The 17,393-nt window shown below is 58.3% G+C and carries 19 protein-coding genes and 1 other annotated feature; of the genes, 3 read left to right on the top strand and 16 right to left on the bottom strand.

Annotated elements, in window-relative coordinates; translation table 11 throughout:
* Positions 1-310: 310 nt before the first annotated feature.
* The 4 genes from btuD to GKN89_RS00260 form a co-directional block, all read right to left on the bottom strand.
* Positions 311-1,066, bottom strand: coding sequence for a vitamin B12 ABC transporter ATP-binding protein BtuD (gene btuD / locus GKN89_RS00275; protein ID WP_019456025.1), 756 nt, complete (start codon positions 1,064-1,066; stop codon positions 311-313).
* A 5-nt stretch (positions 1,067-1,071) separates the two neighbouring features.
* On the bottom strand, positions 1,072-1,623 hold the full coding sequence (locus tag GKN89_RS00270; protein ID WP_063919345.1) for a glutathione peroxidase: 552 nt from the start codon (positions 1,621-1,623) through the stop codon (positions 1,072-1,074).
* 43 nt (positions 1,624-1,666) lie between these two features.
* Positions 1,667-2,674 (bottom strand): vitamin B12 ABC transporter permease BtuC, encoded by a 1,008-nt coding sequence (btuC, locus tag GKN89_RS00265; protein ID WP_063919344.1) that lies wholly within the window; start codon positions 2,672-2,674, stop codon positions 1,667-1,669.
* A 179-nt stretch (positions 2,675-2,853) separates the two neighbouring features.
* On the bottom strand, positions 2,854-3,270 hold the full coding sequence (locus tag GKN89_RS00260) for a DUF2502 domain-containing protein (protein ID WP_063919343.1): 417 nt from the start codon (positions 3,268-3,270) through the stop codon (positions 2,854-2,856).
* Positions 3,271-3,502: 232 nt separating this feature from the next.
* Between GKN89_RS00260 and GKN89_RS24455 the strand changes: the two genes are divergently transcribed.
* Positions 3,503-3,634, top strand: a complete 132-nt coding sequence (locus GKN89_RS24455; protein ID WP_255427997.1) for a hypothetical protein — start codon at positions 3,503-3,505, stop codon at positions 3,632-3,634.
* A gap of 189 nt (positions 3,635-3,823) precedes the next feature.
* Here the strand turns inward: GKN89_RS24455 and ihfA are convergent, their stop codons facing one another.
* The 9 genes from ihfA to GKN89_RS00215 form a co-directional block, all read right to left on the bottom strand.
* Entirely contained in the window at positions 3,824-4,120 is a 297-nt protein-coding gene (gene ihfA, locus GKN89_RS00255) for an integration host factor subunit alpha (protein ID WP_004931414.1), read from the bottom strand.
* 4 nt (positions 4,121-4,124) lie between these two features.
* On the bottom strand, positions 4,125-6,512 hold the full coding sequence (pheT, locus tag GKN89_RS00250; RefSeq protein WP_019456029.1) for a phenylalanine--tRNA ligase subunit beta: 2,388 nt from the start codon (positions 6,510-6,512) through the stop codon (positions 4,125-4,127).
* A 14-nt stretch (positions 6,513-6,526) separates the two neighbouring features.
* Entirely contained in the window at positions 6,527-7,510 is a 984-nt protein-coding gene (gene pheS, locus GKN89_RS00245) for a phenylalanine--tRNA ligase subunit alpha (RefSeq protein ID WP_025159697.1), read from the bottom strand.
* Positions 7,511-7,696: 186 nt separating this feature from the next.
* Positions 7,697-7,819, bottom strand: a sequence feature (Phe leader region).
* Positions 7,771-7,815 (bottom strand): pheST operon leader peptide PheM, encoded by a 45-nt coding sequence (pheM, locus tag GKN89_RS24275; protein ID WP_139074214.1) that lies wholly within the window; start codon positions 7,813-7,815, stop codon positions 7,771-7,773. Its footprint overlaps the feature before it by 45 nt.
* Before the next feature lie 113 nt (positions 7,820-7,932).
* The gene (rplT, locus tag GKN89_RS00235; protein WP_004931417.1) at positions 7,933-8,289 is read right to left on the bottom strand and encodes a 50S ribosomal protein L20; all 357 of its coding nucleotides are present in this window, start codon (positions 8,287-8,289) and stop codon (positions 7,933-7,935) included.
* Positions 8,290-8,333: 44 nt separating this feature from the next.
* On the bottom strand, positions 8,334-8,531 hold the full coding sequence (rpmI, locus tag GKN89_RS00230; RefSeq protein ID WP_004931418.1) for a 50S ribosomal protein L35: 198 nt from the start codon (positions 8,529-8,531) through the stop codon (positions 8,334-8,336).
* Positions 8,532-8,629: 98 nt separating this feature from the next.
* A complete protein-coding gene (infC, locus tag GKN89_RS00225; RefSeq protein WP_048233542.1) occupies positions 8,630-9,181 on the bottom strand; it encodes a translation initiation factor IF-3 in 552 nt (183 codons plus the stop codon).
* Positions 9,182-9,184: 3 nt separating this feature from the next.
* Complete coding sequence (thrS, locus tag GKN89_RS00220) at positions 9,185-11,113, bottom strand: threonine--tRNA ligase (RefSeq protein WP_025159696.1); 1,929 nt, start codon at positions 11,111-11,113, stop codon at positions 9,185-9,187.
* Between the two features lie 218 nt (positions 11,114-11,331).
* A complete protein-coding gene (locus tag GKN89_RS00215; protein WP_154746121.1) occupies positions 11,332-11,955 on the bottom strand; it encodes a hypothetical protein in 624 nt (207 codons plus the stop codon).
* Between the two features lie 247 nt (positions 11,956-12,202).
* On the opposite strand from GKN89_RS00215, the gene GKN89_RS00210 reads away from it, so the two are divergent.
* Positions 12,203-12,400 (top strand): hypothetical protein, encoded by a 198-nt coding sequence (locus GKN89_RS00210; RefSeq protein ID WP_230328895.1) that lies wholly within the window; start codon positions 12,203-12,205, stop codon positions 12,398-12,400.
* 106 nt (positions 12,401-12,506) lie between these two features.
* Positions 12,507-13,196 (top strand): MarC family NAAT transporter, encoded by a 690-nt coding sequence (locus GKN89_RS00205; protein ID WP_019454910.1) that lies wholly within the window; start codon positions 12,507-12,509, stop codon positions 13,194-13,196.
* A gap of 34 nt (positions 13,197-13,230) precedes the next feature.
* On the opposite strand, the gene GKN89_RS00200 is transcribed toward GKN89_RS00205, so the two are convergent.
* From GKN89_RS00200 to GKN89_RS00190, 3 genes are all read right to left on the bottom strand, one after another.
* Positions 13,231-14,364, bottom strand: coding sequence for an ABC transporter substrate-binding protein (locus tag GKN89_RS00200; protein ID WP_025159920.1), 1,134 nt, complete (start codon positions 14,362-14,364; stop codon positions 13,231-13,233).
* 148 nt (positions 14,365-14,512) lie between these two features.
* The gene (locus tag GKN89_RS00195) at positions 14,513-15,796 is read right to left on the bottom strand and encodes a serine/threonine protein kinase (protein ID WP_025159921.1); all 1,284 of its coding nucleotides are present in this window, start codon (positions 15,794-15,796) and stop codon (positions 14,513-14,515) included.
* A 257-nt stretch (positions 15,797-16,053) separates the two neighbouring features.
* Entirely contained in the window at positions 16,054-17,391 is a 1,338-nt protein-coding gene (locus GKN89_RS00190) for a cytochrome c (protein WP_074054383.1), read from the bottom strand.
* Positions 17,392-17,393 lie beyond the last annotated feature (2 nt).

The following is a 17,393-nucleotide window of genomic DNA, read 5'->3' as shown; positions in this document are numbered from 1 at the left end:
TGGATTAACTGCCAATGTAAGGCCGCAAGCTTAACTAAACCTTAAGACGAGACTTGTCATCAGTGGGTTAACTGATTGGTGGGTGTCGCCATCATCAATTTAAAATCATTATTAAAATCAATTTATTATGTTTTTAAATAATTATTTACTTATTTTATTTTTGCCGAATCAAGCGTAGCACGTCATCGACGTTTTTCAAGAAAATCGACGAGAAAATGAGAGGCAGCACAATATTGGTCAATGCTTACCCCGCTATTTATATTCACTATGTTTAGTTTTCGTTTATGTTGTGGAACGCTGGCGGAGAAATCTAAGCCGTTTTGGTCATGATCCAACGCTGTTCTCCCACCCATTGCAGGTGGAAATCCACTTCGTAGATCTGCGACAGCAGTGCGGGCGCCATCACCTCACGCGTCACGCCCTGCGCCACCAGCCGCCCGGCGTGCAGCAACCAAACCCGATCGGCTTGCTGCAAGGTATGATTCAGATCGTGCGCGCACACCAGAGCGCTGCGCCCGCTCTGGCAAAACTCCCGCAGCAGGCGATCCAGCGCAACTTTCTGTGCCACGTCCAGGCTGTTGGTCGGTTCATCCAACAGCAACAGCCGACTGTGCGGATTGACGCTGGGCCACACCTGCAACAGCACCGCCGCCAGCCGCACCCGCTGCCATTCGCCGCCAGAAAGCTGCGTCAGCATGCGCGACAGCTTATCCGCCAGCTTCAGGCGCTGGCACAGATAGAGGATGGCGTGCTCCACATCAGTTTGCGGCGCTGCCGCGGGCCGATGCAACGCCAAATACTGAAATACCGGCATCAGCGACACCGGCGGCTGTTGCTGGCTGAGGTAACCGCGCCGGCATGCCAGTTCGCTCCCCGAATAATCGGACAGCGCGCGTTCGTTCAGGCGGACCTCGCCCAGCCCCGGCAACATGCCCGCCACCCGCGCCAACAGGGTGCTCTTCCCCGCGCCGTTCGGGCCGATCAGATGGACCTGCAACCCGCCGTCAATCTGTGCCGAAAAAGGCGCCAGGCGCCCCGCCACGCCAACCTCAACGAGCTGCAGCATCCGTCTTATCCCGCCAGCGCTTGTTTCACCGCCGCCACCAGCGCCGGATCTTCCGGCGTAGTGTCAGGCGAGAAGCGCTGGATCACCGTACCGTCGCGCGCGACGAGGAATTTCTCGAAGTTCCACAGAATATCGCCGGCTTGCTTCGGCGCGCGGCCTTTGCTGGTCATCCGCGCCAGGAATTCGCTGCCCTCTGGGGCGGTGGCCTCCGGCTGCGCGGCAATCAGCGCCTGATACAGCGGATGGCGCTGGTCGCCGTTCACCTCAATTTTGGCAAACATCGGGAATTGCACGCCGAAGGTGCCACGGCAAAACGCCAGGATCTCTTCGTTGCTGCCCGGCTCCTGGCCCAGGAATTCATTGGACGGGAACCCCAGCACTTCCAGGCCCCGATCGCGATAGGTTTCGTACAGCGCTTCCAGCCCTTCGTACTGCTTGGTCAGGCCGCACTCCGAGGCCACATTGACCACCAGCAGCACCTTGCCCTGATAGGCGCCCAACGTGGTGGCCTGATTTTCGATGGTTTGTAACGGCAGGTTGTAGATTGGCTTGCTCATCGGTTGTCATCCTTTAGTTTTAATCGCAGGTGAATGAAGAAAACTACCTTACGCCTTTTGCCCGGGTCAGTAACCAGATAAATAGCGGCGCCCCCAGCGTGGCGGTCACCACGCCGATCGGCAATTCGGCCGCCAGTAGCGCAACGCGGGCGATCACATCGGCCACCAGCAATACGCCGGCTCCCGCCAGCGCACAGGCCGGCAGCAGATAGCGTTGGTCGGTCAGGCCGGTGAGCCGCAGAATATGCGGGATCACCAGCCCGACGAAGCCGATCACGCCGGCAAGCGCCACGCTGACACCGACCAGCCAGCCGATCGCCAGCACCAGCAGATTGCGCCACACATGCAGCGACAGCCCGAGCTGCCGCGCCTGCACTTCGCCCAGCGCCATCAGATTGAGCGCTCGGCCCTGGCCGCACAGCCACAGCAGCACCGGCAACAACGCCAGCACCAGCCACTTTTGACGCCAGTCGACACCGCCGAAACCGCCCATCATCCAGTACATCAGCTGCCGCAGATCGAGGCTGGTGCTGAAATAGACCGCCCAGGTCATCAGCGCGCTGCACACGATGCCCAGCGCTACGCCAACCAGCAACAGCCGCGCATTGGTCAGGCGCCGCCGGCGAGCAAACCACAGCAGCAAGAAAGTCATCACCAGCGCGCCGGCTATCGCGGCGGCGCTCATCAGCGCCACCGGCAGCAGACCGTGGCCCAACAATACCGTCAGCACCAGCGCTACGCCGGCGCCGTTCGCCACGCCCAGCAGGCCTGGTTCCGCCAGTGGGTTTTCAAACAGCGCCTGCATCACCGCACCCGCTACCGCCAGGGCGGCGCCAACCAGCATCACCGCCAGCGCGCGCGGCAAACGCAGTTGCCAGACAAACAGCTGCGCACGATCGCTGAACCACGCCGACGGCCATATCCATTGATCCCCGGCGCACAGGCTGAACAACAACGCCACCGCCACGCCCAACGCCAACAGCATGACCTGGCGTTTGTCGCGGTAACGTTGGTGTTGCAACAGTAAGGTGAAGGTACGGCTGGTTGGCATGGCGCGGCGGTTCCCTGCCGGCCGCTATCGTGGCCGGATAATTGACGTCTGAGTCGAATATTAGGGGGTTAACGCCGCAAGGGGAAGCCTTGCGTTGGCGATGGCGCAGGAAAGCAGCGGCTGGCCCTGCCCGTCATCGCAACGATGATGGCAAAACCAGCCGCCGATAAACTCAGGGGTTAACGATGCGGGCCAGGGTTGCCTTGCGGATAAGGCTGGCCGCGGCCGTCATCGCCACGACTATGATCGCCGCGATCGTCATGACGCCGGTCATGGTCGCGATTATCGCGATCGCCGTGGAACGGATTGCCGCTGCGCGCCGGCTCGCGATGCTCATACCCGCGCGGTGGCGAAGGTTGCCAACGCCCGCCGTCCCAGTACAAGCCACGCGCATTGCGCTCGCCGAGGCCACGCCCCTGATGCGCATGCCACCATTGCGGTGGACGCCAGTCGTAGCCATCCCAGTAGTAACCGCGGCGGTCCTGATCCCCCAGATGCAGGGAAACGCCCGGTACGTTGATATCGACGGACACATCGGCCTGCGCCGCCAAAGGCAGCAACAGAGGGAAACACACCAGCAACAGGATCTTTTTCATTTTGCCTTCTCACTCTATTTTTCTTGCTGCAGTGGTTATATCAGTGCGTTTATTTAGCGACTATCTCACCGATGCCTATTTTCAGATCGTTTTCGACGGCCTTACACAATCCCTACACTGTTTGCCACCGCCTTTAATTATCATAGTCGCTGACAAGGCTTAACAAATAACTGACGCCGCTTAAGCCGCGCGACAATTATAATTAAGTGGATTCCCACCGGAGGATAATAGGATGATTAAACGTATAGGTATGCTGCTGGCCGTGGTGGCCCTGGCCTCAACCCTCAGTGCCTGCTGCTGGGGTCCACACTGGGGCGGTGGTCACCGCGGCGATGGCCCTGGCCATTATTATGGTCGTTATTGAAGAGAGAAATAAAATTACCACCCAAGAAAAATAAGATATAAGAATATTCCGCAATTAAGATTAAATAAATTTTCGCCGTAGTGATTTAATAAATATATTTAATCTCTACCTGCTCGATTAGGAATAAACTGAATTTTGCCCCAAAAAAGAAAAAGGCCGCGCAAGCGGCCTTTTTTGATGTCACGTCACTCACCCTTTCGGGCTGGCGTTTTCTACCCGGCTTTTCAGCTTCTGACCCGGACGGAAAGTCACCACGCGGCGCGCCGTAATCGGAATGTCTTCGCCGGTCTTCGGGTTGCGCCCCGGACGTTGGTTCTTGTCACGCAGATCAAAGTTGCCAAAACCCGACAGTTTTACCTGTTCACCGTTCTCAAGGGCCCGACGGACCTCTTCGAAGAACAGTTCCACCAGGTCTTTGGCGTCCCGTTTGCTAAGCCCAAGCTTCTCAAACAGGTGTTCTGACATTTCAGCTTTAGTAAGCGCCATAGGTTCAATCCCTCAAGGATGCTTGGAATCGCTGTTTTAGAGCCTCTACGCATTTTGCAACGGTAGCGGCTATCTCCTCTTCTTCCAGTGTACGAGCGGTATCCTGCAATACCAGACTGATAGCCAGGCTCTTGTCACCTTCTGCCACGCCCTTGCCACGGTACACGTCAAACAAGTTTACGCCAACTACCTGATTTGCGCCAACTTTCTTACACTCGGCCAAAATATCTTCTGCGGGGACGTTTTCAGCCACCACAATGGCGATATCACGGCGGTTTGCCGGGAAGCGCGAAATCTCCCGCGCCTGAGGCACAGCGCGGCTCGCAAGCTTGTTCCACTCCAGTTCAAACACCACGGTGCGGCCGTTAAGATCCAGTTTACGTTCAAGTTCCGGGTGAACCACACCGATGAAACCTACGCGTTCGCCGTGCAAATAAATCGCCGCACTTTGCCCTGGATGCAGGGCCGGATTGGCTTCCGCCCGGAACTGAATTTCGGATAATTTACCGGTCAGTTCGAGGACAGACTCCAGATCCCCTTTTAAATCATAGAAGTCGACGGGCTTGCGCGCCAGATCCCAATGTTCATCGTGCGTATGGCCGGCGATCACCCCCGCCAGCATGACGTCCTGGCGGATACCCAGATCTGCCGCACTATCAGGCACAAAGCGCAGGCCGCTTTCGAACAGACGCAGACGCGTCTGCTGGCGGTTCTGGTTATACACCACCGCAGACAGCAGGCCGGTCCACAGCGACAGACGCATCGCCGACATTTCTACCGAAATCGGGCTTGGCAGGATCAGCGCTTCTTCATTCGGGTGCAACAGCGCCTGCACCTTCGGATCGACGAAGCTGTAGGTGATCGCTTCCTGATAACCGTGATCGACCAGCATGGTCTTCACGCGCTTCAGCGTCAGATCGGCTTCGCGATGCTGGGTCATCACCAGATCGGCGCGGACCGGCACATCCGGGATGTTGTCGTAACCGTAAACGCGCGCCACTTCTTCCACCAGATCTTCTTCGATCTCCATATCGAAACGCCAGCTCGGCGCGACCGCTTGCCAGCTGTCGCCCTGCTCGGTCACCTGGCAACCCAGGCGGCGCAGAATGTCGCTGACCTGCTCGCTCGGCACCACGTGGCCGATCAGGCGATCCAGTTTCTCGCGGCGCAGCGTGATGGTGGCGCGCTTCGGCAGTGCGTTCTCGTGGGTCACGTCGATAATCGGGCCGGCCTGGCCGCCGCAAATATCGAGCAGCAGGCGCGTGGCACGCTCCATCGCTTTGTACTGCAGCGCCGGATCGACACCGCGCTCATAGCGGTGAGAAGCGTCGGTGTGCAGGCCGTGACGGCGCGCGCGGCCGGTGATCGACAGCGGGCTGAAGAAGGCGCATTCCAGCAGCACGTCCTGAGTTTCCCCATTAACGCCGGAATGCTCGCCGCCGAAGATGCCACCCATCGCCAACGCTTTTTGATGATCGGCGATCACTAAGGTGTCGGCGTTCAGTTTGGCTTCACTGCCGTCCAGCAGCGTCAGCGTTTCCCCTTCTTCCGCCATGCGCACCACGATGCCGCCGTCGATACGGCTCAGATCGAAAGCGTGCATCGGCTGGCCAAGCTCCAGCAGTACATAGTTGGTGACGTCAACCACCGCATCGATAGAGCGGATGCCGCAGCGACGCAGTTTTTCACGCATCCACAGCGGGGTTGGCGCGGTGACGTCGATGCCTTTCACCACGCGGCCCAGATAACGCGGGCACGCCTGCGGCGCGTCAACGCGGATCGGCAGCGTGGCGTCGATGGTGGCAGCCACCGGGCTCATATCCGGCTCGGTCAGCGCAACCTGGTTCAGTACGCCCACGTCGCGCGCGACGCCGATGATGCCCAGGCAGTCGGCGCGGTTCGGCGTGACGCTAATTTCGATGGTGTTGTCGTTCAGCTGCAGATAGTCACGGATGTCGGTGCCGATTGGCGCATCCAGCGGCAGCTCGATAATGCCGTCATGATCGTCGGAAATACCCAGCTCGGAGAACGAGCACAGCATGCCTTCCGAAGGTTCGCCGCGCAGCTTGGCGGCCTTGATTTTGAAGTCGCCCGGCAGCACCGCGCCCACGGTGGCGACCGCCACTTTCAGGCCGGTACGGCAGTTCGGCGCGCCGCAGACGATGTCCAACAGGCGATCGCCGCCGACGTTAACCTTAGTGACGCGCAGTTTGTCGGCGTTCGGGTGCTGACCGCACTCGACCACTTCACCCACCACAACGCCGTTAAACGCACCGGCGACCGGATCCACACCGTCCACTTCCAGGCCGGCCATGGTGATTTGATCGGATAATGCTTCGCTGCTGATGGCCGGGTTTACCCACTCGCGCAACCAGAGTTCACTGAATTTCATGTGATATTCCCGCCTTACTTAAACTGTTTGAGGAAACGCAGATCGTTTTCGAAGAATGCGCGCAAATCGGTGACGCCGTAACGCAGCATCGTCAGGCGCTCCATGCCCATGCCGAAGGCGAAGCCGGAGTAGACTTCCGGATCGATGCCGACGTTGCGCAGCACGTTCGGATGCACCATGCCGCAGCCCAGCACTTCCAGCCACTTGCCATTCTTGCCCATCACGTCCACTTCAGCGGACGGCTCGGTGAACGGGAAATAGGACGGACGGAAACGAACCTGCAGGTCTTCTTCAAAGAAGTTGTTCAGGAAGTCGTGCAGCGTACCCTTCAGGTTGGTGAAGCTGATGTCTTTATCGACGATCAGCCCTTCCATCTGGTGGAACATCGGGGTGTGAGTCTGATCGTAGTCGTTACGATAAACGCGGCCCGGCGCGATGATGCGGATCGGCGGCTGCTGGTTCTTCATGGTGCGGATCTGCACGCCGGAGGTCTGGGTGCGCAGCAGGCGCGTGGCGTCGAACCAGAAGGTATCGTGGTCGGCGCGCGCCGGGTGGTGCCCCGGGATGTTCAGCGCGTCGAAGTTATGATAATCGTCTTCAATCTCCGGGCCGGTGGCCACGGAGAAGCCCAGCTCGCCGAAGAAGGTTTCGATACGGTCGATGGTGCGGGTCACCGGATGCAGACCGCCGTTTTCCATACGGCGGCCCGGCAGGGAAACGTCGATGGTTTCAGCCGCCAGGCGCGCGTTCAGCGCGGCGCTTTCCAGCGTGTTCTTACGCGCGTTCAGCGCGTCCTGCACCTCTTGCTTGGCTTGGTTGATCACCGCGCCGGCCGCCGGACGGTCTTCCGCCGGTACGTCGCGCAGAGACTGCATCTGCAAGGTGAAATGACCTTTCTTGCCAAAATATTCGACGCGCACCAAATCTAACGCGGCAACATCCTGGGCATCTTCTACGGCTGCCTTGGCATTGGCAACCAGCTCTGCGAGATGTGGCATTGCTTTCCTCTTCCTCTGGCCGGGATGGCCCTAAGTAATTGTTATCTATATTCGAACACGCCTTTGACCATTATTCAAAGACTTTTCAATACGTTGCCGGCTGGCCGGCTCGCCTGCGCGGCGCATGGCCCGCGTTGCGTCTGCCGCCCTCACCGCAACGCCTGGCAAGGCGGGACGATGGCCAAAAACAAAAAAGCCTCCACGAGGGAGGCTTAGGCGCTACTTTTCGTTTCTTTTCTTACGCGCAAAGCCTCCTGAAATCAGGCGCTAAAGTAAAAAAAGAAACGAAAAAGAGCTGCGTGCATGATTGCGGTACCTTGTCGATGATTGTCCACCAGTGATATAGCGGCGGCCAATGAAAGTCAATATTTGTCGCTGAAAACAAAGATTAAAAGAGGGAGCAAGCTCCCTCTTCTACTGACTTACGCCAGAGCTGCTTTCGCTTTCTCAACCAGTGCGCCGAAGGCCACTTTGTCGAAGACTGCGATGTCAGCCAGGATCTTACGGTCAATTTCGATCGAGGCTTTTTTCAAGCCGTTGATGAACTTGCTGTAAGACAGACCGTTCTGACGAGCAGCTGCGTTGATACGTGCAATCCACAGCTGACGGAACTGACGCTTACGTTGACGACGGTCACGGTAAGCATACTGACCTGCTTTGATTACTGCCTGGAAGGCAACACGATATACGCGCGAACGGGCACCGTAGTAGCCTTTCGCCTGCTTCATGATTTTCTTGTGACGTGCGCGTGCAATTACACCACGTTTTACGCGAGCCATATGCTCTCTCCTAAAGTCTTATTCTAAATTCAAAAAAAAATGGCTTATGCGTACGGCAGGCACGCGGTAACCAGGACCAGATCGTTTTTAGACACCATGCCTTTCGGACGCAGGTGACGTTTACGCTTGGTTGCTTTTTTGGTCAGAATATGACGCAGGTTGGCATGTTTACGCTTAAAACCACCGCTGCCGGTCTTTTTGAAGCGCTTGGCTGCACCACGTACAGTTTTAATCTTTGGCATTTTAATTAAATCCACTTCGCATTGTTAAACAACGAATCAGTTGGGCGAATAAAACCCACACAGCGCAAGCGCCGCGCGGGTTTCATTACTTGTAAGCCTTACTGTTTCTTCTTAGGAGCGAGCACCATAATCATCTGGCGGCCTTCGATCTTCGTAGGGAAGGATTCGACCACTGCCAGATCCATATCTTCACACAGGTCTTTACGGACGCGGTTAAGCACTTCCATACCGATCTGCTGGTGCGCCATCTCACGCCCGCGGAAACGCAGGGTGATTTTGGCTTTATCGCCATCTTCCAGAAAGCGAATCAGGTTGCGTAGTTTGACCTGATAGTCGCCATCATCGGTGCCAGGACGGAATTTGATTTCCTTGACCTGAATAACTTTTTGCTTCTTCTTCTGTTCTTTCGTCGACTTGCTCTTCTCGTAGAGGAATTTGCCGTAATCCATGATTCGGCAAACTGGCGGTTCGGCATTTGGGCTGATTTCTACTAAATCAACGCCCGCTTCCTCAGCTTTTTCAAGAGCTTCATTCAGACTGACGATACCAATCTGCTCGCCATCGACGCCGGTTAGGCGAACTTCTTGCGCGCGAATTTCTCTGTTAATGCGATTAGGACGCGCCGGTTGAACTCGTTTTCCGCCTTTAATACTTTATTCCTCCAGTTGATGAAGACTACGGCTGCGAATCTCTTTCAGCAGCTTGTCTACGACTTCGTTTACGTCCAGGCTTCCCAGGTCTTTGCCACGGCGGGTACGAACGGCAACTTTGCCTGCTTCGACCTCTTTGTCGCCGCACACCAACATGTAAGGGACTCGACGTAAAGTATGTTCGCGAATTTTAAAGCCAATCTTCTCATTTCTCAAGTCCGCTTTCACGCGAATACCTGCATCCTGCAGTTTTTTGGTCAATTGCTGGACGTAATCAGACTGGCTGTCGGTGATATTCATCACCACCACCTGCACCGGAGCGATCCAGGTCGGGTAGAACCCGGCGTATTCTTCGGTAAGGATACCGATGAAGCGTTCCATGGAGCCCAAAATGGCGCGGTGAATCATTACCGGCACGACGCGATCGTTGTTTTCGCCAACGTACGAGGCGCCCAAACGGCCCGGCAAGAAGAAATCGAGCTGCACGGTACCACATTGCCATGCGCGATCCAAACAATCATGCAGGGTAAATTCAATTTTCGGTCCGTAGAAGGCGCCCTCGCCCGGCTGGTACTCGAACGGAATGCCGTTCTCGGTCAGCGCGGCGGCCAGGTCTTCTTCCGCACGGGTCCACATGTCGTCGGTGCCGATGCGTTTTTCCGGACGCGTGGACAGCTTGACGGCGATCTTGTCGAAGCCGAAGGTGCCGTACACGTCATAAACCATGCGAATGCATTCGTTCACTTCGGCGCGCACCTGCTCTTCGGTACAGAAGATGTGGGCGTCATCCTGCGTGAAGCCGCGCACGCGCATCAGACCATGCAGGGAACCCGAAGGCTCGTTGCGGTGGCAGCTGCCGAATTCGCCCATGCGCAGCGGCAGATCGCGGTACGACTTCAGGCCCTGGTTGAAGATCTGCACGTGGCCCGGGCAGTTCATCGGCTTGATGCAGTATTCGCGGTTCTCCGACGCGGTGGTGAACATGGCGTCTTTGTAGTTTTCCCAGTGGCCGGTTTTTTCCCACAGCACGCGGTCCATCATGAACGGACCTTTCACTTCCTGGTACTGGTACTCTTTGAGCTTCATGCGCACGAAGGCTTCCAGCTCGCGGAAAATCGTCCAACCGTCGTTATGCCAGAACACCATGCCCGGCGCTTCTTCCTGCATGTGATACAGGTCGAGCTGTTTGCCGATCTTGCGGTGATCGCGCTTGGCCGCTTCTTCCAGGCGCTGCAGGTAGGCGTTCAGCTGCTTCTTGTCTGCCCAGGCGGTACCGTAGATACGCTGCAGCATTTTGTTTTTGCTGTCGCCGCGCCAGTAAGCGCCGGAGGTTTTCTGCAGTTTGAAGTGGTGGCAGAAACGCATGTTCGGCACGTGCGGGCCGCGGCACATGTCGACGTATTCTTCGTGGTGATACAGGCCCGGACGATCGTCATGGCTGATGTTCTCATCCAAGATCGCCACTTTGTAGATTTCGCCGCGCTCAGCGAAGGTGTCGCGGGCTTCTTGCCAGCTGACCTTCTTCTTGATGACGTCGTAATCCTTATCGGCCAACTCGTGCATCCGCTTTTCCAGCAGATCCAGGTCTTCCTGCGTCAGGGTGCGGTCGATATCCACGTCATAATAGAAACCGTTGTCGATCACCGGACCGATCGCCATTTTGGTATCCGGCCACAGCTGCTTGATCGCATGACCCAGCAGGTGCGCGCAGGAGTGGCGCATGATTTCCAGACCGTCTTCATCTTTGATGGTGATGATGGCCAGCTGCGCATCCGATTCGATCAGATCGCCGGCGTCAACCAGCTCGCCGTTGACGCGGCCGGCGATACAGGCTTTCGCCAGGCCAGGGCCGATATCGCGCGCGACATCCATCGGGGAAACGGGGTGGTCGAAATGACGCTGACTACCGTCAGGAAGAGTAATAACAGGCATTAATAATTCCTTATCTACAGTGGTGACCCACACGACAGATCACATGCAGTACGAAAATTGGGTTTTGGGTTTGGTCAGCCAGGTTTCAGATCTCGCCCACAATTGCCAGATTGAAACCTCACTGGGTATACAGAATGGAACGCATACCTTCTCAGCCGCATTCGGCTAAGCGAATAGTATCACTAAAATTGTTCCGGATAAATAAAGTGCCGCCGCCCTCACATTTTCGCTTTATTCGACACAAAAACGCTTTTCAGGTAGCTGAAGGTGGCCAACAGGCACAGGCCGTAACCCAACAGTTCGCAGCCTTCTTCCACCATGTTTTTCACCACCCGGTTGTAACCGTCCAGCATCAGCGTTTGCCACAGCGCACCCATGCCGAACAGGCGTGAAAACACCAGAATGCACAGCAGACCGGCACACATCATGCCGTAGCCGGGATGCGTCGCGAAATAGGCCAGCCCACGCACCGTCGCCGCGACGTGCCTTGCGGCATGCCACAGACAGGCCAAGGCGACCGCCAGCGCAAACCACACCCAGGCGCCGTGCCACAGCGCATCGAAGGCGAAGTCCATCTCGCGGATCAGCATGCACAGAAAGAAGCCGCCGACCAGCATCCAGGCGGAGCGGCGTTCAGCCTGCCGTCTGGCCGCGGCGAAAAAACCGCCGGCGATGGCGAGCAGCAACAGCTCCTGCGCCACTTCGGTCAGCGAGGTTTCATGCACGAAATTATGCAACCAGTGCACGTCGATAAACACCAGGCCGACCAAGGCCGCCAAAAAAGCGCCGGAAAGCGCGAAGGCGCCAATTTTCCCCAGTAAAAGTTTCAGTTCGTCTTGCATAGTCAGTCTCATTCTTGTTTTAAAGCGCGCCTATGGTAGGCAGCTGAGCCTGCAGGGTGTAGCAATTGATGCGAAACGTCGGCCTTTACCGGCCAACTGCGGCGAAAAAGGCCATAAAACACAAAAAATGTGCGCATTTTCCAGGCACCGCTCGCTTTGTCGCCGCCGTTCGGCGGTATACCGGCTTCGCGTGGCGATCTTCGCCGCCAGCCGCTATTCTGAAACCAGTCTGTTCCAATCGAGACTTATGCAGAAGATGAACCGGTTACTCGCAGTCCTCGGCGTAGTGTGCGCGGTATTGGCGACCTTGTATGGGCTGGTGCATTTTGGCGCGCGTTCGGTGCCGCGGGCGATCGCGGTCAACGAAGCGCCGCTGGGGTGTGAGGGTGAACCAGAACTCACCGCCGAGTGCAGCGGTGAAGATGAAGCGCCCGCCGACGGTTAATTAACGTTACGAGCTATCCCCATTGCCGCCGGCCGTACGGCAGGCTAGGCTGTGGAGCTCATGGGCCGCCGCCTGGCGGCTTGAACGTTGCACAGGGAGTTATTTTATGACGGGTATTTTGCAGTTATTCCAGGCCATCGGACTGGGTTTGGTGCTGCTGTTGCCGCTGGCCAACCCACTGACCACGGTGGCGTTGCTGCTCGGGTTATCCGGCAATATGACGCGTGAGGAGCGCAATCAGCAGTCGCTGATGGCCTCGGTTTATGTGTTCTGCATCATGACGGTGGCGTTTTATGCCGGCCAGGTGGTGATGAACACCTTCGGTATTTCGATCCCCGGCCTGCGCATCGCCGGCGGCCTGATCGTCGCCTTCATCGGTTTCCGCATGTTGTTCCCGCAACAAAGCGCCGATGAGGCGCCGGAGGTGGAGAGCAAGTCGCACGAGCTGCGCCATAAGACCTCGGCCAACATCGCCTTCGTGCCGTTGGCCATGCCGAGCACCGCCGGGCCGGGCACCATCGCGATGATCATCAGCTCGGCGTCGAGCGTCAAAGATAACACGCTGGGTTTTGAACCCTGGGTGCTGGCCGTGGCGCCGGTCGCCATCTTCCTGACGGTCGCGGTGATCCTGTGGGCCTGTCTGCTCAGCTCCGGCGCCATCATGCGGTTGGTGGGGAAAAGCGGCATTGAGGCGATCTCGCGCCTGATGGGCTTCCTGCTGGTGTGTATGGGCGTGCAGTTCATCATCAACGGCGTGTTAGAGATCATCTCCACCTATACGCCGGCCGCCGCCTAAGGATCAAAAACGGGCGCGATCGCGCCCGTTGCCGTTATTTCCCCGCCGGCGCCTGCGCGCCCAAAATGCCCTTGCCTTCCGGCACTTCGGTAAAGCGACTGAGGATCTCGCTGTAGGTCTTGGCCGGGTCCAGATCCGGGAACTGCGCCGGATAGATAAACTTCGCCAGATACTCCAGCCCGACGATGTTGTACGGGTGGTTGTAGAAGTTATGGTAGATGCCGTAGAACCGCCCCGCCTTAACCGCCGACACCTGAGAGAAGCCCGGGCGCTGTTTCATGCGGTTGAAAGCCTCATCCACCTGCTGCTGCGTCACGCCGTAGCCGAACGGCACCGCGGCGTTGGTCTTGCTGGCCCACTGCGAGCCGGAAACGATGTAGGCGTCCGGCTTCATGGCGATCACTTTTTCCAGCGCGACATCGCCGGTCGCGCCCGGCAACAGCGCGGAGCCGATGTTGCGCGCGCCGACCGCCTCAACCAGCGCCCCCCAGCCGACGTGCGCATGGGTGAAGCAGCAGGATTCCAGCCCGTTCAGGCCGGCCTTGGCTTCGAAGAACACCTGTGGTTTGGGTTCCACCGCCTGCGTCTTGGCCAGAATCGCCTGATAATGCTGCTGATAATAATCGGTATATTGCCGGGCCTCGCTTTCGCGGTTGAGGGTTTCCCCCAGCAGCGTCACGCTTTTCGGCGTGTTTTCCACCGGCTTGAGCATGGTGTCGATGAACAGCACCGGCACGTTCAGCGCCTTCAGCCGATCCAGCACGCCGGTCTGGCTCAGCGAAGGCTTGGAGCGCAGCTGGGCGATCATCAGATCGGGCCGCTTGGCGATCACGCTCTCCAGGTTCACTTCGCCCTTATCGCTGAATCCCATATCGATGATGTTTTTCGCCGCCGGCCATTTGCTCTGCAAGATATCCCAGGTCGCCGCATCGCTTTTCTTCAGCAGGTTATTCCAGGCCACCAGCCGGCCGAACGGGTTGGCGCGATCGAGCAGCGCCAACGTGAGAATGTCGCGCCCGTCCTGCACCACGATGCGTTTCGGCTCTTGCGGGAGGGTGATCGTCTGGCCGGAAGTGTCGGTCAGCGTCAGCGGATAAGTGGTGGCCATCGCCGGAGAGGCGAGCAAGGCGGCGCAAACCAGCGCCGGCAAGGTGATTCGACGGTGCACGAAAACTCCTTAGTCAAGAACGCAATCGGGAAATACTAATGAGAATGGCTTGCATTATCAAAGATAACGCCCGGCAAATCGGCGATTAATTGCAAAGGGATGTGTAGAGGGACGTTAAGAGGCGCGCCGGAAGTGGCGCGCCCGGGGATCACACCAGGCCGTAGATCAGCGCCGACAGCGCGATCAGGCCCATCACCAGCACGAAGACGTTGCTCGCCGCGCGGTATTGGCGCATCGCCGGCACCGCACGCACGGCGTACATCGGCAGGATGAACAGGATCGCCGCAATCAGCGGGCCGCTGATGGTTTCGATAATGTGCAGCGCGCTGGGGTTCCACACCGTCGCCGCCCAGGTGAGCAGGAACAACGATACCGCGGAGATGCGGTGCGTCAGGCGCGAACTGAGCGGCTTGCCGACCGCGCGCGTGACGCCGTCGATCAGGCTGGTCGCCCCTTCCGTCACCCCCAGCGAAGTGCCGAGATAGGACTTGGCCATCGCCAACATCGCCATCACCGGGCCAAGATAGGCGATCAGCGGATTGGAGAACTTGTTGGCCAGCGTAGTCAGCACGGTGATGTTCTGCTCCTTCGCCTGCAGCATGTCTTCGTGAGACAGGCTCAGCACGCAGCTGAACACGAAGAACAGCACGGTGACGCAGATCAGCACATAGCTGTAACGCATGATGCGTGCGCAGCGGCGTTCCGCCTTGTCGCCGTACAGGCTCTTCTGGGTCGAGGCGAAGGAAGAGATGATCGGCGCATGGCTGAAGGAGAACACCATCACCGGCACCGCCAGCCACAGCGAATGCCACAGCCCCGGCGTGTCAAAGCGGGTGGCGGCCAGGCCGTGAACGAAGTTGGCGGTATTCCAGCTCGGCATCAGATAGAGCGAAATGCCCATCAGGAACACCAGCAGCGGAAACACCAGCATGCCCATCGCCGCCACGATGCTGTCTTTGCCGCGCAGCAACACCAGATTGAGCACCACCACCACCGCCAGGCTGAGCCAGATGCGCGGCAGCGGCGCCACGTGGAACTGGTGGATCAGGAAGCTGTCCAGCGCGTTGGTGATCGAAATGCTGTACACCAGCACGATCGGGAAGAACGCCATCAGATACAGCACCATGATGATTTTGCCGGCCAGCACGCCGAAGTGTTCCACCACCACATCGTGAATGTTGCCGTCGCGGCTGGAGCCGGAAAGCACGAAGCGACTGAGCGCGCGGTGCGGCAAATAGGTCAGCGGGAAAGCGAACAACGCCATCAACAGCAACACCAGCGGGCCGTTCAAGCCGGCGTTGATCGGCAAGAACAGCGTGCCGGCACCCACCGCGGTGGCATAGAGACCGAACATCCAGACGGTGTCGGTTTTGTTCCATTTGGCAGGCTGAGCGGCCGTCAGCGTGCCTGAATCGGGAGAAATCGTACTCATGAGACAGTCTACCTTAATCTGCGGCGCCAACGATTGCGCCTAACGGGATATCCTTCTCCGCGAATTTTTTAATAGTAATCAGTGAATTAAAGCGATATTTCATACTTACGCCTGATGAAAGGACGGCAAAGGATAATGAAAAATCCGCTGCGGGTCTATGTTTTATCGGCCAAGCGAACGATTTGCGAACAGGAAATGCTGAAAAAACCGGCGCAGGCAGAAAAAACTAAGGGCCCCTTGCGGAGCCCTTAAGCGGTTTATTTCTTCGCATCCGGGTGGTCCGGCACCTCGGCGCTGCCCATCTCCTTCTCGTCGCGGATCATCGAGCGGTCTTTACGCACGTCGGCCACGTCGGAGGCGCTCACCGGCTTGGCGCTGTTGCCCCAGCTGGAACGGATGAAGTTCACCACGTCCGCCACCTGCTGATCGTTCAGACGCCAGCCGAACGGCGGCATGGTGATGTTGGATACCGCGCCCTGCACCGCCGGCGTGGTGTTGCCGGTCAGCACGATGTGGATCAGCGAGGTCGCGTCCTCGGTCTGCACCACCGGATTGCCCTTCAGCGACGGGAAGGCGCGCTTGTAACCCACGCCGTCGGTGCGGTGGCAGGCCGCGCAGTTATCGACATACAACGCCGCGCCTGGCTTGCTGTCGTCGCCGCGCCACAGATCCTTGGCCACGCTGTCTTCAACCGGCGCCGCCTGCTGCTTGCCGTCTTTCGGCGGCAGCGATTTCAGGTAGCGTGCGATGGCGGTCAGATCGTCGTCGCTCAGGTATTGCAGGCTGTGTTCCACCACGTCGCTCATGCCGCCAAACACGATCGCCTTGTCGTTGCGGCCGGTTTTCAGGAACTCGGTCAGTTCGGCTTCGCTCCAGCTGCCCAGGCCGTCCTTACGGTCACCGCGCAGGCTGGAAGCGACCCAGCCGTCGATCGGCGCGTTGCTGCCGGACAGGTAGTCGTCGCTGTCGCTGTTGCTCAGCGCTTTTTCCTGCATGGTGATGCTGCGCGGGGTATGGCAGGCGCCGCAGTGGCCCAGGCCTTCCACCAGATAGCGGCCACGCTCAATCACCGGATCGGCCTTGGCGTCGGCGACGAAGTCCGCCGGCGACGGCGCGAACATACCGCGCCAGATGCTCAGCGGCCAGCGCATCGACAGTGGCCACGGGATGTCGGAGTCCTTGTTGGCCTGCTCCACCGGCTGCACGCCGTGCATGAAATAGGCATACATGGCGCGCATGTCGTCCTCTTTCACCAGCGCGAACGACGGGTACGGCATCGCCGGGTAGAGCGTGCTGCCGTTTTTGGCTACGCCCTTACGCACCGCGTTGTCGAAATCCTCGAAGCTGTAATCGCCGATGCCGGTTTTCTTGTCCGGCGTAATGTTGGTGGAGTAGATGGTGCCGATCGGCGTCTCCATCGCCAGACCGCCGGCGAAGGTCTTGCCGCTCTTGCCGTCGGTATGGCAGGCCACGCAGTCCCCGGCGCGCGCCAGGTATTCACCGCGCTTGATAAGCTCGCTGCTGACGGTGGCGTCCTGCGCCCAAACGGAAAAACTCACTGCACTGAGAACCAGTGCCGGTACAAATGCTTTCATCG

The organism is Serratia sp. YC16 (genome assembly GCF_009707615.1).
In the GTDB taxonomy this organism is placed as follows: Bacteria; Pseudomonadota; Gammaproteobacteria; order Enterobacterales; family Enterobacteriaceae; genus Serratia; species Serratia surfactantfaciens.
Note: the sequence above shows the minus strand (reverse complement) of the source record. Positions and strands in the feature narration are given on the sequence as shown.

What these genes read in the sequence shown, in the direction of transcription:
- btuD (WP_019456025.1), bottom strand. Translation starts at nt 1,066, where the DNA reads ATGCTGCAGCTCGTTGAGGTTGGCGTGGCGGGGCGCCTGGCGCCTTTT.
- GKN89_RS00270 (WP_063919345.1), bottom strand. Translation starts at nt 1,623, where the DNA reads ATGAGCAAGCCAATCTACAACCTGCCGTTACAAACCATCGAAAATCAG.
- btuC (WP_063919344.1), bottom strand. Translation starts at nt 2,674, where the DNA reads ATGCCAACCAGCCGTACCTTCACCTTACTGTTGCAACACCAACGTTAC.
- GKN89_RS00260 (WP_063919343.1), bottom strand. Translation starts at nt 3,270, where the DNA reads ATGAAAAAGATCCTGTTGCTGGTGTGTTTCCCTCTGTTGCTGCCTTTG.
- GKN89_RS24455 (WP_255427997.1), top strand. Translation starts at nt 3,503, where the DNA reads ATGATTAAACGTATAGGTATGCTGCTGGCCGTGGTGGCCCTGGCCTCA.
- ihfA (WP_004931414.1), bottom strand. Translation starts at nt 4,120, where the DNA reads ATGGCGCTTACTAAAGCTGAAATGTCAGAACACCTGTTTGAGAAGCTT.
- pheT (WP_019456029.1), bottom strand. Translation starts at nt 6,512, where the DNA reads ATGAAATTCAGTGAACTCTGGTTGCGCGAGTGGGTAAACCCGGCCATC.
- pheS (WP_025159697.1), bottom strand. Translation starts at nt 7,510, where the DNA reads ATGCCACATCTCGCAGAGCTGGTTGCCAATGCCAAGGCAGCCGTAGAA.
- rplT (WP_004931417.1), bottom strand. Translation starts at nt 8,289, where the DNA reads ATGGCTCGCGTAAAACGTGGTGTAATTGCACGCGCACGTCACAAGAAA.
- rpmI (WP_004931418.1), bottom strand. Translation starts at nt 8,531, where the DNA reads ATGCCAAAGATTAAAACTGTACGTGGTGCAGCCAAGCGCTTCAAAAAG.
- thrS (WP_025159696.1), bottom strand. Translation starts at nt 11,113, where the DNA reads ATGCCTGTTATTACTCTTCCTGACGGTAGTCAGCGTCATTTCGACCAC.
- GKN89_RS00215 (WP_154746121.1), bottom strand. Translation starts at nt 11,955, where the DNA reads ATGCAAGACGAACTGAAACTTTTACTGGGGAAAATTGGCGCCTTCGCG.
- GKN89_RS00210 (WP_230328895.1), top strand. Translation starts at nt 12,203, where the DNA reads ATGCAGAAGATGAACCGGTTACTCGCAGTCCTCGGCGTAGTGTGCGCG.
- GKN89_RS00205 (WP_019454910.1), top strand. Translation starts at nt 12,507, where the DNA reads ATGACGGGTATTTTGCAGTTATTCCAGGCCATCGGACTGGGTTTGGTG.
- GKN89_RS00195 (WP_025159921.1), bottom strand. Translation starts at nt 15,796, where the DNA reads ATGAGTACGATTTCTCCCGATTCAGGCACGCTGACGGCCGCTCAGCCT.
- GKN89_RS00190 (WP_074054383.1), bottom strand. Translation starts at nt 17,391, where the DNA reads ATGAAAGCATTTGTACCGGCACTGGTTCTCAGTGCAGTGAGTTTTTCC.